The organism is Accumulibacter sp., from assembly GCF_029255145.1.
GTDB lineage: Bacteria > Pseudomonadota > Gammaproteobacteria > Burkholderiales > Rhodocyclaceae > Accumulibacter.
Map to the genome: position 1 here is coordinate 1 of NZ_JAPUVQ010000053.1, position 15,360 is coordinate 15,360.

10 protein-coding genes and 1 pseudogene are annotated in these 15,360 nt (G+C 65.6%); 1 reads left to right on the forward strand and 10 read right to left on the reverse strand.

Features of this window, described 5'->3' with window-relative positions:
* Window positions 1-307: 307 nt before the first annotated feature.
* From Q1L50_RS05820 to Q1L50_RS05830, 3 genes are read right to left on the reverse strand one after another with little or no spacing between them, the layout of a single operon-like run.
* Entirely contained in the window at window positions 308-1,540 is a 1,233-nt protein-coding gene (locus Q1L50_RS05820; protein ID WP_300336677.1) for a multifunctional CCA addition/repair protein, read from the reverse strand.
* A 45-nt stretch (window positions 1,541-1,585) separates the two neighbouring features.
* Window positions 1,586-2,551, reverse strand: coding sequence for a complex I NDUFA9 subunit family protein (locus tag Q1L50_RS05825; protein ID WP_300336662.1), 966 nt, complete (start codon window positions 2,549-2,551; stop codon window positions 1,586-1,588).
* A 39-nt stretch (window positions 2,552-2,590) separates the two neighbouring features.
* A complete protein-coding gene (locus tag Q1L50_RS05830; protein ID WP_300336664.1) occupies window positions 2,591-4,534 on the reverse strand; it encodes a lytic transglycosylase domain-containing protein in 1,944 nt (647 codons plus the stop codon).
* Between the two features lie 42 nt (window positions 4,535-4,576).
* Between Q1L50_RS05830 and Q1L50_RS05835 the strand changes: the two genes are divergently transcribed.
* Window positions 4,577-5,200 carry a 5-formyltetrahydrofolate cyclo-ligase gene (locus tag Q1L50_RS05835; RefSeq protein WP_300336666.1) on the forward strand — a complete coding sequence of 208 codons (624 nt, stop codon included), beginning with the start codon at window positions 4,577-4,579 and terminating at the stop codon, window positions 5,198-5,200.
* Here the strand turns inward: Q1L50_RS05835 and Q1L50_RS05840 are convergent.
* The 7 genes and pseudogenes from Q1L50_RS05840 to Q1L50_RS05870 form a co-directional block, all read right to left on the reverse strand.
* A complete protein-coding gene (locus tag Q1L50_RS05840; protein WP_300336669.1) occupies window positions 5,197-8,742 on the reverse strand; it encodes an EAL domain-containing protein in 3,546 nt (1,181 codons plus the stop codon). The genes Q1L50_RS05835 and Q1L50_RS05840 overlap by 4 nt on opposite strands.
* Before the next feature lie 94 nt (window positions 8,743-8,836).
* The gene (locus Q1L50_RS05845) at window positions 8,837-9,973 is read right to left on the reverse strand and encodes a PatB family C-S lyase (protein ID WP_300336671.1); all 1,137 of its coding nucleotides are present in this window, start codon (window positions 9,971-9,973) and stop codon (window positions 8,837-8,839) included.
* A gap of 13 nt (window positions 9,974-9,986) precedes the next feature.
* Entirely contained in the window at window positions 9,987-10,919 is a 933-nt protein-coding gene (gene cysK / locus Q1L50_RS05850) for a cysteine synthase A (RefSeq protein ID WP_300336679.1), read from the reverse strand.
* A 150-nt stretch (window positions 10,920-11,069) separates the two neighbouring features.
* Entirely contained in the window at window positions 11,070-12,581 is a 1,512-nt protein-coding gene (gene ilvA, locus Q1L50_RS05855) for a threonine ammonia-lyase, biosynthetic (RefSeq protein ID WP_300336673.1), read from the reverse strand.
* A 72-nt stretch (window positions 12,582-12,653) separates the two neighbouring features.
* Complete coding sequence (locus Q1L50_RS05860) at window positions 12,654-13,784, reverse strand: YbdK family carboxylate-amine ligase (protein WP_300336675.1); 1,131 nt, start codon at window positions 13,782-13,784, stop codon at window positions 12,654-12,656.
* Window positions 13,785-13,786: 2 nt separating this feature from the next.
* On the reverse strand, window positions 13,787-14,980 hold the full coding sequence (locus Q1L50_RS05865; RefSeq protein WP_366145217.1) for a cation:proton antiporter: 1,194 nt from the start codon (window positions 14,978-14,980) through the stop codon (window positions 13,787-13,789).
* Window positions 14,981-15,254: 274 nt separating this feature from the next.
* Window positions 15,255-15,360 (reverse strand): annotated as a pseudogene (locus Q1L50_RS05870) (IS5/IS1182 family transposase); the annotation flags it as partial.

Below are 15,360 nucleotides of genomic sequence, written 5' to 3' on the forward strand. Positions count from 1 at the left end.
CCGCGCTCCTCGAGGAACTCACCCTGCAAGATTTCCCGCATCCGGAAACCGGGGCAAGAATGACCTTCGCCCTCGTCTAAAGTGCCAACCGGGTTTCCTCCGAGATCAGGAAATCTGAACTTGCGGTTTCTGCGCGAGATCGATGGCGCGCACCTCGAACAGGCCCATGTCGAGCTGCTGCGCCGCCTGATCCGCGGCAAGCACCTTGGCCATCGACGGCTCGCAAGAGTTCGCCGGGGCACGCTCCGGATAAGAACTCAGCGGGGGCGCAGCGCTGGCTTTGGCGCGGGGATCGGTTGTCGCCGCGCTACGAAGTTTGACTCGCCGGCCCGTCCAGCATCCTGGCCACTGCCGCTACCCGCGCCTGGTGCGCGCATGCGCTGATCTTCGCCGGTTCGGCGCAGCTGCGCGCTATCGCCGCCACGTCGACGCGGCGGATCTCCGCAAGAGCCTGGCGAAAAAGTGGCGCTGCCGGATAGGGAACGTTCTGCCAGCCGAGACGACCATGGAAGTCGCATGCGCAGGCCTGCAGCAATTGGTCGAAGCGGCCGGGCCGGCGCAGCGCGTCGGTGCTCTCCAGCAGGCGGACGATCGTCGCCGCGGTCAGCTGCGGGCCGCGATGAATGTTGCCGTGATGACGCGCCACCAGGATCGCCAGTTCACGGCAGTCGACCGGGACCTTGAGGCGCGCACAGACCTTGCGGACCAGCTCGACGCTGCGCTCCTCGTGACCGGGATGACGCGGCAGGTCGGCGTCCGGCGTGGTCCCCTTGCCGAGGTCGTGAAGCAGGGCGGCGAAGCGAACCGGCAGCGGGCAGTCGCGCTGCGCAGACTGGTCGACGACCATCATCACATGCACCCCGGTATCGATTTCCGGGTGGTAGTCCGCGCGCTGTGGTACGCCGTACAGACGGTCCAGCTCGGGTAGCAGCCGGGCCAGCGCGCCGCTCTCCCGGAGAATGGCGAACATCCGCGACGGTCGTTGTTCCATCAGCCCCTTGGCGAGTTCCTGCCAGACGCGTTCGGCGACCAGGTGATCGACTTCGCCGTTGGCGACCATCGTACGCATCAGGGCCATCGTCTCCGGCGCCACCGTGAAGCTGGTGAAGCGCGCCGCGAACCGCGCCAGGCGCAGAACGCGCACCGGATCCTCGACAAAAGCCGGCCCGACGTGGCGCAGCATGCCGGCGGTCAGATCCGCGACCCCCTGGTAGGGATCGATCAGCGAGCCATCGGCAGCGCGCGCAATGGCGTTGATTGTCAGATCGCGGCGCGCCAGATCGTCGCTCAGGCTGACCTCGGGCGTGGCGCTGAAGGCGAATCCCTTGTAGCCAGGCGCGGTCTTGCGCTCGGTGCGCGCCAGTGCGTACTCTTCGTGCGACTGCGGGTGCAGAAATACCGGGAAGCCCCTGCCGACCGGCCGGAAACCGCGCGCCAGCATCTCGTCGGGTGAAGCGCCGACGACGACATAATCGCGGTCCTTCACCGGCAAGCCCAGCAACTCGTCGCGGACCGCGCCGCCGACCGCAAAGACCTGCATCACCGGCAGCGCGACGGCTCCGCGGCCAGCCGCTTGGGCGTTCGCTCAGCGGCCAGCACGGAGCCGATAACGGTTCAAGCGCAGTTGTCCGATCCCGGCCGGCGACAGATACGTGGGAGCAATCGCCTCGAGCGCCGTCGGCCGCCAGTCCGGATAGTTGTGCGATCCGTCGGTGACGCTGGCAACTTCCATCGAGCGCAGGTTGTCCGGCGACATCGGCGGGTTCGGCAGCAGCCACAACAGCCCGGCCTGCAGGTAGGCCCAGCCACCGTCGCCGAGGTCGATGATCCGCCGCGACTTGCCGAGCAGTTGCGCGGTGTATTCGACCAGTTCGCGCAGCGTGTAGACTTGCGGACCGCACAGGTCGTAGGTCTGCCCGAAAGTGGCGCGTACCGTCAGGCAGTCGACGAATACCCTGGCCACGTCGCCAACATAGACCGGCTGGAAGCGCGCCGCGCCACCGCCAAGCGGCAGAATCGGGAAAGTCCTGAGCAATTTGGCAAAGGTGTTGAGGAACGCATCGTCGGGCCCGAAGATCACGGACGGGCGAAAGATCGTGATCTCCAGCTGATCCATCGCGGCCCGCACGACCGCTTCGCCTTCGCCTTTGGAACACAGGTATTCGGACGGCCCATCGAGGGCGGCGTTGAGCGCACTCATGTGCACCAGACGAGTGACGCCGCTTTCCTTCATTGCCCCAACGATCGTTCTCGGCAGATCGACGTGTGCGGCAGCGAAACCCTTGCCGTAGGGCAGGCGCGAATCCTTGTCGTGGAGGACGCCGACCAGATTGATCACGGCGTCATGGCCGCGCATCAGCTCGGTGAGGACCTGTGGATCATGAACGTTGGCTTCGACCATGCTCACCGTCGGCAGCATGATCAGTTTCTTGGTGTTGTCGCGGTGGCGGGTAGCGATGGTCACCCCGATGCCGCGTTGCGAGAGGCAGCTGGCAATCCAGCCGCCGACAAAACCACTGCCGCCGATCAACAGTACGTTCTTGAGTTCCATGGCGTCCTACCGGTGAAAAAGTGTCTGAAAATAGGCATTTTAAGGCAAATCGTCGCCCTTGGCTTCGCCACCGGTACGCGGAGCGATGACCCCCAGCCGGCTCTTGAGCGTCTGCGGCTTGCCGTCGAACAGCGCCGAGTAATAGACCGAATTGCTCATCACCTTCTTGACGTAGTCGCGTGTTTCGCTGAAGGGGATGGTTTCCGTATAGATCGCGCCTTCGAGCGGCGCTTCGGCACGCCACTTGCGTGCCCGGCCGGGGCCTGCGTTGTACGCCGCGGAGGCCAGCACCGGGTGATTGTCGAGGCTTTCGAGGACCAGCCGCATGTAGCTGGTACCGAGCAGCAAATTGATTTCGGTATCGTTGACCCGGGCCTGGTTGAAGTCCTTAAGGCCGATCTTGCCGGCTACCCACTTGGCGGTGGCCGGCATCAGCTGCATCAGACCGGAAGCGCCGACGTGCGATCTGGCGCTGGTGATGAAGCGGCTTTCCTGACGCATCAGGCCATAGACCCAGGCATCGTCCAGCGCCTGCTCGCGCGCCGCCGGGCGGACCTGATCGCCAAACGGCGCCAGGTAGCGCAAAGAGTAGTCGTGCTCCTGGCGGGTGCGGTCGGCGGCGGCAATCGCGCGGTCGTAGATGTCGGCGCGCAGGGCGATCTCCGATGCTGCCAGCAGTTCCCGGTCGCTCATCCCACGCAAGGCGAAGTTCCACTCGCGGACGCCCTCCGAACGCAGGTTGAGGCGAAAGAAGGCCAGTGCCCTCTGGACGCCCGGGTTGGCACGAGTCTGTGCCAGCTCGGCCTTGCTCGGCGGCGCCGCTTTCGGCGGGGTGGTGATCGGCCGCCCGAGATCATCGCTCGCCAGATTGCCGTAGAAGTCTGGCTGGCCGGCGATCCGGGCGAACAGCGCATCCGCTTCGGTAAGCCTGCCGCCGGCGCGATACGCCCGCCCCAACCAGTAGACCCAGGCCGACTGCTCGGCAAGCGCCGGCGGCATCTTCTCGATGGTCGACCGGACAGCGCCCCAGTCCTGCGCCCGCAGCGCCGCCCGCACCTTCCATTCGGCGGCATCGTCGGAAAGCGGCGCGTCGCCGGCTTGCCGGTACCACGCCATTGCCTCCGGCAGGTGGCCTTGCGCGGCCTGTCGGCCAATCTGCGTCCACGCCCAGCCTTTCTCGCCGGCCTGCAGCGAACCGGAAATCCGCTGCAGCTGCTCGGCCGCCATGCGCGGGTCGTTGCGCGCAATGCGCTGGATCGCCAGCACGGCCAGTTCGCGCTGCAGGCGGTTGCCCGAGAAATCGCCTGGCAGTCTGATCAGCCAGGGCATCGGCTTGTCGGCGATGCTTTGTGCTAGCTTCTTGTCCGGTGTCTGGCTCGGTGGCAGGTAGTTCATGCTGTACATCGCCGCCGCGATCTTGTTGGCTTCAAACTGGCTGCGGATCCGCGCCCAGACGGCATTCGCCAGGACGCGTTTTTCGACGATCAGCGCTTCCAGCACCGGGTAGCAGGGTTCCGGCGGTTCGAGCAGGGCCAGCCAGAGCGGCAAGGCGTCGTCAAGCGCGCTTGCGTCGCCACGCGCCAACCTGCTTTGCAGCGCGTAGCAGGCCAGGCTCTGCTCAGGCTGTGCCAGCCTTGCGTACTCGGCGTCGAACTCCGCCCAGCGCTGCTGCTTGCCCACCTGCCGGAGCCAGTCGATGCGCAATTTCTCGGCGACGTAGGTGTTCTGGTTCCGTTCGAGGAAGGCGCCGACCGTTGCCGGATCGGTTTCCTTGAGGTCGAGGAGAAGCCGCCAGTAGTCGACGTAGGCCTCGAGTTCGTAGCCCTGCAGCGCTGACGCCAGTCGTTCGAGCTTGACCTTGTCGCCAGCGCGAGCAGCGTCCCGGGCGGCCAGGAACTGCTCGTCTGCAGTCACCGAGAAGGCGCTGATGGGCACGAGAAACCAGGCGGCGAGGGCAAAAAGGATGCTGTGACGGAACTTCATGATAAGCTGGACTTCCGGGAAAACTTGTCTTGAGCATATCACATGGCCGTCGGAATGACGCCGGGAATCACTGCCGAAGGTCTCGCCAGCAGCAGCTTCGGCGGACGACGAGCGCTCCGCAAGGCGCTGCTAGGGCGCCGGCTGGCCCTGCCGAACGACGAGTGGGAGCGCCTTTCAGCGATTGTCTGCGCGCACTTGCGGGACGGCTTTCGGCAATTTTCGGGAATGCGCGTGGCGTTCTGCTGGCCGGTGAACAAGGAACCCGACCTCCGGCCCTTGATCGCCCAGTGGGCCAGCGAGCGTCATCCGGGGTTCACGGCGCTGCTGCCGGTGGTGATCAACGAGAGCAGCGCGCTGCGCTTTCGCGCCTGGTCGTCCGGGACCGCGATGCGGGTCGACCGCCATGGCATCCCGACTCCGGCCAGCGGCGATTTCCTCGCCCCGCAGGCGCTGCTGCTGCCGGTAAACGGTTTCGACCCGGCTGGCTACCGCATCGGCTACGGCGGCGGCTACTTTGACCGCACGCTGCCCGGCCTTGCACCGCGACCGCTGGTGGTCGGGGTCGGCTTCGAACTGGCCCGGCTGGACAGCATCCGCCCCGAGGCGCACGACCAGCCGCTCGACGCGATGGTCACCGAGGCCGGCATCTTCCGTCCTTCGCCCTAGGGTGCCTGGCGGCCACGAACGAAGTCCGCCAGCTGATCGGCCGGCATCGGGCGCGCCAACCAGTACCCTTGCAGTTCGTCGCAGCCGCAGAGGCGCAGCTGTTCGGCGACCGCCGCGTCTTCGACACCCTCGGCAATGGTTCGCAGCTTGAGACCATGCGCCATCTGGATGATCGCGCCAACGATCGCGGCGTCGCTTGGATCGCTGAGCAGGTCGCGGACGAAGGGTCGGGCGATCGTCAGCTTGTCCACGGCGAAGCGTTTCAGGTAGGCGAGGCTGGAATAGCCGGTACCGAAATCGTCGACCGACAGCCTGACGCCGATGGCCTTCAGGCGGCGCGCGGTTTCCAGGGTAAGCTCGGCGTCCTGGATCATGATCGACTCGGTCAGTTCGAGTTCCAGCCATTCCGAATCCAGATCGGCGAGGACCAGCGAATTGATCACCGTTTCGAGCAGGTCGCCACGGCGGAACTGCAGGCCCGAAAGGTTGACCGCCACGGCAAATGGTGGCAGTCCGGCATCCTGCCAGGCGCGCGCCTGCCGGCAGGCCTCGCCCATGACCCACTTGCCGAGTGGCACAATGAGACCCGTTTCCTCGGCAATCGGAATGAACTTCGCCGGTGCGACCAGTCCGTCATCGGGAGTCTGCCAGCGCACCAGGGCCTCGACGCCGGTAATCTCTCCCGAGTTCAGGTCAGCCTGCGGCTGGTAGTGGAGGACGAACTCGCCCCGCTCGAGCGCCTGTCGCAGACGCGTTTCGAGCTGCAGGTGCTCGACTGCCTGCACGTTCATCTGTTCGGCAAAGAAGCGGTAGGCGTTGCGGCCGGCGTGCTTGGCGTGATACATCGCCGTGTCGGCCTTTTGCGTCAGACCGTCGAAATCGTCATCGTCGTCCGGGAAAAGGGCGATGCCGATCGAGAACGAAGTCGACAGGGCGTGCTTGTCGATCAGGAAGGGTTCGGCCATCCGCTGCTGGATCTTGTCGGCCAGCCGCGAAACCGCTTCGCTGTCACGTGCGTCGCGCAGGACGATCACGAACTCGTCGCCGCCCTGTCGGCTGATCGTGTCGGATTCGCGAACACAGGTCTTCAGCCGCTCGACCACGCCCTTCAGCAGCAGGTCGCCGACCGGGTGGCCGAGGGAATCGTTGATCGTCTTGAAGCGGTCGAGGTCGAGGAACATCAGAGCGACGCGGCCGTGCGATCGCCTGGCCAGAGTCATCGCCTGTTCGACGCGGTCGCGCAGCAGCAAGCGGTTGGGCAGACCGGTCAGCGGGTCGTGGTGGGCCAGGAACTCGGCCCGCTGCTGCGCGGCCTTGCGCTCGGTGATATCGGTAAAGGTCGCCACTGCCGCGTTCGGCCGCGTCGCATGACCGGTGCACAAGGGCGAGGCATTGATCAGGATCCAGCGCAGGCTGCCGTCGGCCGCGCGCAAGCCCATCACCACTTCGCGCAGTTCCCATGCCTCGCGGATGGCGACGACCCACGGCCAGTCTGTGGCCGGAAACGGCGTCTGGTCTTCGCGCAGTCGCTCGATGCCTGGGTCGCCCGGAGCGCCACCCGGGACCCCGGCTTGCGAATGGCCAAAAATCTCTTCGGCAGCCCGGTTGGCAAACAGCAGCGTGCCTTCTTCCGACCACAGCATCAGGCCTTCTGCCATCGCCGAGACGACGCCGCGGAAGCGACTTTCGCTTTCGTGCAGGCGGTCGATCATCCGCCGCAGTTCGGTGATGTCCTCCTTGATCGCGACATAGTTGCTGGTCCTGCCGTGGCGATCCAGGACCGGTGCGATCAGCGCCCGTTCCTGATAGAGGGAACCATCGCGGCGCCGGTTCTCGAACTCGCCGTGCCAGCTGCGGCCAGCCTTGATCGTCGCCCACAGCGTGGCGTAGGTCTCCACCGGGGTTCTCCCCGATTTGAGAACGCTTGGTCTCTGGCCGATGACCTCGTCCCTGGCATAGCCGGTGGTTTCGACGAACTTGTCGTTGACGTACTCGATTCGTCCTTCGGTGTCGGTAATGACGATTGTCGCCGGGTTCTGCTCGACGACCAGCGACAGCTTGCGGGCCCAGGCTTCGGCCGCGTGGCGCTCGGTAACTTCATGAAAGATGCTCAGAGCCGTTTGCCCGCCGGCCGGTGCTGCCGCTTCGGCGACCACGATGCCGTCGAAGAAGCGTGGCCCTTGCCGGGTCGGAAAACCGAACTCGATGCGTCGTGAGGTGCCGCTTTGATGGACCGCATGCAGGGCGGCCTCCCATTGCTCGATCAGGGCCGGGTCCAGCCCCGGGTAGGTCTCGAAGACCTGCCGCACGGTCTTGCCGACAACGCGGCCTGCTGGCAGTCCCAGCGATTGCTCGAAGGCACGGTTGGTGAACAGGTGGCGCAACTGGGAATCGTGGCGGCTGATGATCGCCGGCAAATTGTCGACCAGGGTCTCGTACGATTGCTGCCGCTTGCTCAGGTCGGCCGTCCGCTGCCGAACCAGTTCCTCGGCCATTGCCCGACGGCTGAGCAGCGCGTGCAGATACGTCAGCAGCAGCAGGGTGATCAACGCCCCGACCAGCGGCACGTAGCGGACGGTCGGCGAGCCATTGGCTTCCAGCCAGGCTGGGGTGGCTTCGACCTGTACCGACCACGCGCGCCGGCCGACCTCGACGTCGGCGCTGTGGCGCAGCGTCGTCGCTGCCAGCGGCCGAGCGCCTACCTGCGACCCTGGCGTCCAGGCGCGAATCAGCTGTTTGTCTTCAGGTTGCGTCTGGTCGAGCAGGTAGACATACAGGCCTGATTCGTTTTCGCCGGCGTTGGCGGCGTCGAAGATCTGGTCGATGCTCAAGACGGCGAGGACGACGCCGCGCACGGCTGCACGCCGCAGATCCCGGGTCGGTGGCATCCCACCGCCGCGATAGACCGCCGCAAAGATGACCACTGTCTTGGCCTGCTGCCAGTCGATCAGCAGCGGGCCAACGTCGCTGCTGACCGGCAGGCCGGTATCGATCGCCTGCTCGATCAACGGGCCGCGGTTGCTCGCGGCGTGCAGGTTAAGGCCGATGGCCAGGTAGTTCGGTGCCAGCGGAACGGCATAGAGCACCGGGAAGTAACGCTGGCGGTCCTCCGTCGCCACGACGGAGCCTTCGGCGTTGCGTTCGCTGATCGCGAAACGATTCCCCCACAGTTGCCGGCCGCGGCGCTCGAAGGCGGCGCGATCGGCGGCGTCGACCACCGGCAACCAGCCAAAACCGCGCACACCCTGATCGCCGACCATTGGCCCGGCGAAGTTCCGGAAAGCCGGCCAGTCGACCGTCTCGACGCTGTTGAACAGGCGCTGCAGCGTCGTCAGATTGTCCAGTTGATCGAGAATGCGCCGGCTGACGAGGTCGGCGCGGGTGCTGGCCGCCTGCTGAAAGCGCTGCTCAAGCCGTTCCTGGGTGGTGTCGGACAGTGACTTGCTGACCCACGCGGTAATCGACAGGGCGGCGAGGCCGACGCCGATCAGGATTGCCCACCGCCCAGACCACAGCTTATGCACGGGAGAATCTGACGCCATTTGCTGATGCCTCCGGATGTTGGCGCCCAAAGTCTGGCATGCTATGCGTGCGGCGGGACTAAAGCAACGTGCGGCAAAGGGGCTGGTCTTGCGTTCATGGTCGGGAGCACGCCGCCCGAATGCGCTGTAGCGCGCTGTCGAGCGTTGCCCGTGGGCATCCGAAATTGAGCCGCAGCCAGCCCGGGAGGCCGAAATCAGCGCCGTTGGAGAGGCCGACGCCAGCGGCCTCGAAGAAAGCTGCCGGGTCGGCGACGCCCAGACCGCGCGCATCGATCCATGCCAGGTAGGTCGCCTCGACGTGGTTCACGGCGAGTCCGGGCGTGTCGGCAAGCACCGCTGCGACCCGGTCGCGATGGCTGCGCAGGACCTTGGTCAGCGCTGCACGCCAGTCGTCGCAGTCGCGGTAGGCGGCTTCCATTGCCGCCAGGCCAAGGACATTCGGGTGCGGGACGATGCCACGCATCGCCGCGGTGAAGCGACGGCGAAGCGACGCTTCCGGAATGACCGCGAAGGCGCAGCCCAGACCGGGGATATTCCAGGTTTTCGATGGCGCCATCAGGGTGATGCTGCGCTGCGCGAGATCGGCGTCGATGATCGCCAGCGGGAGGTGCTGGCGGTGCTCGTCGAGCAACAGCCCGCAGTGGATCTCGTCCGAACAGACGGTCAGCCCATGACGTTTGCAGAAGGCGGCGACCGCTGCCAGCTCGCCCTCGTCCCAGGCGCGTCCGACCGGGTTGTGCGGATGACACAGCAGCAGCAGGCGGCTGCTCGGCGTCAGCGCCGCTGCCAGCGCCGCGAAGTCCCAGCCCCAGCGGCCGCCGGCCAGGCGCAGCGGTGCGCTCGCCAGCTGCCGGCCGGCGAGTCGGGGCGCCGAAAGGAAAGGCGGGTAGATCGGCGTCGCGGTCAGTACGTCGCCGTCGACCGCCCGACAGGCGACGTTGAGTCCGCTGACCAGGCCCGGCAGGTACACCAGCCAGTCGTTCTCGACCCGCCACCCGTACTCGCGCCGTAAATGCCCGACGATTGCAGCGTGCAGGGATGGCCAGGGTTCGGCGTAGCCGAAACAGCCATGCGCGACGCGTTTCTCGAGCGCGCCAATGATCGCCGGCGGCGCGGCAAAATCCATGTCGGCGACCCACAGGGGCAGAATGTCCCGACCGGCGTACTTGTTCCACTTGAGCGAATCGCCGCCACGGCGATCGAGTACCCGCTCGAAGTCAAAGCCGTCCATTGTTGACCGCCGCTCAGACCTCGAGATGAGCGTATAGCGCGGTCGACAGGTAGCGCTCGCCGAAGGAGGGGATGATGACCACCGTCAGCTTGCCGGCATTCTGCGGCCGGCGGGCGACTTCCATCGCCGCCCAGACCGCTGCCCCCGACGAAATTCCCACCAGCAGGCCCTCCTCGGTCGCCATCCGGCGGGCGATGGCGAAGGCGTCGTCGGCGGTGACGCGCAGCACCTCGTCGTAGATGCCGGTGTTGAGGACCCGCGGCACGAAACCGGCGCCGATCCCCTGAATCGGATGCGGCCCCTTCGCGCCGCCGGACAGAACCGGCGACGCATCGGGCTCGACGGCGATGATCTGCACCGATGGCTTCTTCTCCTTGAGGACTTCGCCGACGCCGGTGATGGTACCGCCGGTGCCGACTCCCGAGACGAAGATGTCGACCTGGCCATCGGTGTCGCGCCACACTTCCTCGGCGGTGGTCGCCCGGTGGATGGCGGGATTGGCCGGGTTCTCGAACTGTTGCGGGATGAAGTAGCGCGCGTCGGCGGCGGCCATTTCCTCGGCGCGGCGGATCGCGCCGCCCATTCCGTCCGGCCCCGGGGTGAGAACCAGTTCGGCACCGTAGGCCTTGAGCAGCAGGCGACGCTCGCGGCTCATCGTTTCCGGCATCACGAAGCAGCACTTGATGCCCCGCGCCGCGCAAACCATCGCCAGGCCGATGCCGGTGTTCCCCGAGGTGGGTTCGAGGACGATCGTCGCCGGGCCGATCCTGCCGGCGTCCTGCGCGGCATCGATCATCGCCATCGCGATGCGATCCTTGACGCTGTGCGCCGGGTTGCAGAACTCCAGTTTGACGGCGAGGGTGCCGTCAATGCCGGCTGCAAGGCGGTTGAGTCGGACCAGCGGCGTATTGCCGATCAGCGTGGTGACGTCCTTGGCGATATTCATGGGCATTCTTGATCTCTCCTCTGAAGCAGGTTTTCCAGACTGGTCTGGTCACGAAAAGCGGCAGGTGGTACGGCCGTGTGCTGGCCCACCGGCACGAGTGGACCGGCGCGCGGGTGGTCGATGGTCAGTGCGGTCGATGGCAAGGCCAGGTTAGGCGAGGAACAGCTTGTAGGCCTGGTTGTTGCTTTCGTTCCAGTGCGCGTACCCGAGCTTCCTCAGGAAATCCTCGAAGGAGCCCATTTCGTTCGGCGGTACCTGCATGCCGACCAGCACCCGACCGTAGTCTGCGCCATGATTCCGGTAATGGAACAGGCTGATGTTCCAGCCGGCGCTCATGCTGTTGAGGAAGTTCATCAGCGCGCCCGGGCGCTCGGGGAACTCGAAGCGATAAAGGATCTCGTTGTCGAGCTTCGGCGAGTGCCCACCGACCAGGTGGCGGAGGTGGCCCTTGGCCATTTCGTCGTCGGTCAGGTCCAGCGCCGCATAATCGTGCTTGTGCAGATGTTCGAGCAGCTTCATCGACTCGGCGCGGGAGGCGACCTGGATGCCAACGAAGATATGCGCGTCACGCTGGTCACTGTAGCGATAGTTGAACTCGGTGATGTTGCGCGACCCGATCAGCGACACGAATTTCCTGTAGGCGCCAGGCTGCTCCGGCAAGGTGACCGCAAAGACCGCTTCACGCTGCTCGCCGAGTTCGGCGCGTTCGGCGACAAAACGCAGACGGTCGAAGTTTAGGTTGGCACCGGAGGCGATGACCACCAGCGTCCTGTCCTTCAGCTTGTGCGCCCTGGCGTACTCCTTGGCCCCGGCCACGGCCAGCGCGCCAGCCGGTTCGAGCACCGCCCGGGTGTCCTCGAAGACGTCCTTGATCGCCGCGCAAATGGCGTCGGTGTTGACCAGTACCATTTCATCGACGTACATCTGGCAGAGCCTGAAGGTCTCCTCGCCAACGTACTTGACCGCCGCGCCATCGGCGAACAGTCCGACGTGATCGAGCCGGACCCGCTGTCCTGCTTTCAGCGAGCGCGCCATGGCATCGGCGTCGCTGGCTTCGACGCCAATGATCCTGGTCTCCGGCCTGACCCGCTTGATGTAGGCGGCGACACCCGAAATCAGCCCGCCGCCACCGACGCAGCAGAACACGGCGTGAATCGGCTTGGCATGCTGGCGCAGGATCTCCATGCCGATCGTCCCTTGTCCGGCGATAACTTCGGGATCGTCGAACGGGTGCACGAAGCTCAGTTTCTCCGCTTTCTCGAGCTCCAGAGCATGCGCGTAGGCGTCATCGTAGGACTCGCCGGCGAGTACCACCTCGCCGCCGCGCGCCCTTACCGCCTGGATCTTGATCTGCGGCGTCGTCGTCGGCATCACGATCACCGCCCGGCAGCCGACCTTCGCCGCGGCCAGCGCGACGCCTTGCGCGTGGTTGCCAGCCGATGCACAGATCACGCCACGCTTCAGCTTGTCGGCCGAGAGGTGAATGATCTTGTTGTAGGCGCCGCGCAGCTTGAACGAAAAGACCGGCTGCAGGTCCTCGCGCTTCAGCAGAAGACGGTTGCCGGTACGCACCGACAGGCCCGGAGCAAAGTCAAGCGGTGTTTCGATCGCGACGTCGTAGACCTGCGCGTTGAGAATTCTTTCGAGGTAATCCGTGGGCATGGCGGCAGCGAGAACGTGTTCCTGAGGAAACCGGCGATTCTAGCAGCAGAAGCGGTTGACGGCGGTGGTCGGTCACTTGCTCCGGCCTTTCCGGAACAGGGTTACCGCCGCATCGACCATTCCCTGCACGCTGCCGACCTCGACGAACTGCTGTCGCAGGAAGCTGGCATGATTGCCCTGGGCGACGACTTCCTGCTGCAACTCGTCGAGGGCAGCCTCGCTGCCGAGGGCCGCCGCATGCGGCGCCAGCCTCTCTACCGTGGCGAGGATGTCGTCGCGTAGCGAGAGGCTGCGGTTGCTGCGCGGATGGACCAGCACGCCGTCGAGTCCGAAGCGGCAAGCCTGGAAGCGGTTGTAGTTATAGACCAGGTAATCGTCTTCGACCGGGTCGGGTTCCTCGCCTTGCAGCAGCATCCGGCACAGCGCCTGCAGATACGCCGCCAGCGCAGCGGCGCGGTCGACCGTCAACGGCGTGTCACAGACACGCAACTCGATGGTTCCGTATTCCGGCTTGGGACGGATGTCCCAATAGAAGTCCTTCATGCTCTCGACCACCCCGGTCTTCTCCATCTTGGCGAAGTAATCGTGCCCGAATTCATCCCACTCGAAGATCAGGGGCGCCCGCCCGCTGAGCGGAAAGGCGAACACCGAGTTCAGCCGCGCCGAGTCGAAGCGGGTATCAACTCCCTGGAAAAATGGCGACGAAGCAGACAAGGCGATGAAGTGCGGCAGGTAGCGGTTCAGGGCATGCAGCAGGTAGAGGCTCTGGTTGGCGCTGGCGCAGCCGATGTGCACGTGTTGTCCGAAGACCGTGAACTGCTTTGCCAGATAGCCGTACAAGCTTGATAGCTGCATGAAACGGGGTTTGGCAGAGATGCGCTGGTCGGACCAGCGCTGAAACGGGTGCGTGCCGCCACCGCAGACGGCGACGTTGAGACGGTCGCAGGCCACTACCAGCGCGTCGCGGATGCTGCGCAGCTGTCCGAGGAGTTGCTCGTGATGGTGGTGCACGTCGGTGGCGATCTCGATCATGCTTTCGGTGATCTCTAGTTTCGCTTCGCCGGGGAAGGGCCTCCCCTCAAGCAGGTGCAGGATGTCGCTGGCCGACGCCGAGAGGTCGAAATCGGTCCAGTTGACCAGTTGCAACTCGAGCTCGACGCCCACGGTCAATGCTTCGCCGGCCTTGAAGGAGCCGAGCGGCATGGTCAGCGGTTCTCGACCTGACGGGTTTCGCCCGCCCAGATCAGAGCGCGCTGGGTGACCAGCGGGCCGATCACCTCCAGCAGCACGACGATCACCGCGAGGCCGGCGACCTGGTCCAGCGCGTAAAGCTTGAGATGGCTCGTCTCCTCGAGCAGGACGATGACCAGCACCGACATCGGTGTCATCGCCAGTCCGGTCAGCGCCCCCTTGCGCCAGGTAATGCCGCTGAGCCGGGCGAAGACGGTCGTCGCCACCGCCTTGACCGCCAGTCGGACAGTGATCACCGCCAGCGCCAGCGCGATACCCGTCGGACCGGGCCGCCAGTCTAGCGAAGCGGCGACGAAAACGAACAGCAGCACGGTCAGCAGGTCCCCGAGCGTGCCGAAGTTGCTCTGCGCCTGCGACAGGATCACTCGCCGGTGCCGGGCGACCAGGCCGAAGGCCAGCGCCGCCAGCAGCGGCGAGAATGCCAGCGCGTGCGTCAGCGCCGTGAGCAGGAGGGTGGCGACGGCGAAGGCGATGGTCGCGTTGCGGTCGGCGTCGCCGAGCGGGCGCAGCAGCGCCGGCACCGCAACGCCGAAGAGCCCACCGATTGCCGTCGATACGGCGACCACCACCAGGCTGTTCCAGACTGCTCCGAAAGCGCTGCCGGCGCTGGACAGCACCCAGTAACCGACCACCGCCTTGAAAAAAAGGACCGAAAAAACGCAATTGAAAGCGGTCAGATGCAACAGGCGCTCGGTCACCTGTCCGGCACTCCGGAGTTCGTTGGCGACCCGCAGCACGGCCGCCGGCGAGGTGGACATCGCCAGCGCCGACAGCAGCAGCGCCGGTACCAGCGGTACGGCAAACAGGATGGCCACGATGAACACGGCGGCAAAGGTGCTCACGGCTTCGAGCACGCTGCTCGCTCCCAGCCACGGATTGACGCGCAGCCAGCGCAGGTTGATTCGATATCCCAGCTCGAACAGGATCAGCGCGAAAGCGAAGTGCGCCAGCAGCGCGAACGGCCCACCCGACGGGTCGGACAGAAAGCCGCCCTGGTTGGCAGCCATGATAAAACCGGTGACGCCGTAACCGCTGATTCGCGGCAGCGACAGCCAGCGGTAGGCGATCTCGCCGACCGTCCAGGCCACGGCGATCGCCGCCGGCCAGGCGATGCCGGTCAGCACCGGCAGCAGAGTTTCCGGTATCACGCCTGCTCTCCGATGCCCGTGCCGGCGTCGACCAGCAAGCATGGAAGAGCCGCCTGCGATAGCGAGGACGACGCCCGGCGAGTCATCTGCCGCCAGCCTGGCCGCGCAACGGGCCGACGGCAGCTGTCGCAGCGACCGTTTCCCGGCGGCCGCACGCGCTTCGTGGCTGGCGTCATGTTCAATGCGCGATCAGGATTCCGATGCATTGATTTCCCCGAAGTGGATGGCCACAGAATACCCGAGGAGTGCACGGCAAACTAGAGTGTGTTGACATTCAAGCGAGCCAAATGACGGATGCGGCGAGGGCGATGAAGGAAGCGAAACGCTCGGCGAGTTTGTCGTAGCGTGTAGCGATACGTCGAAATTGCTTGATGCGGCAG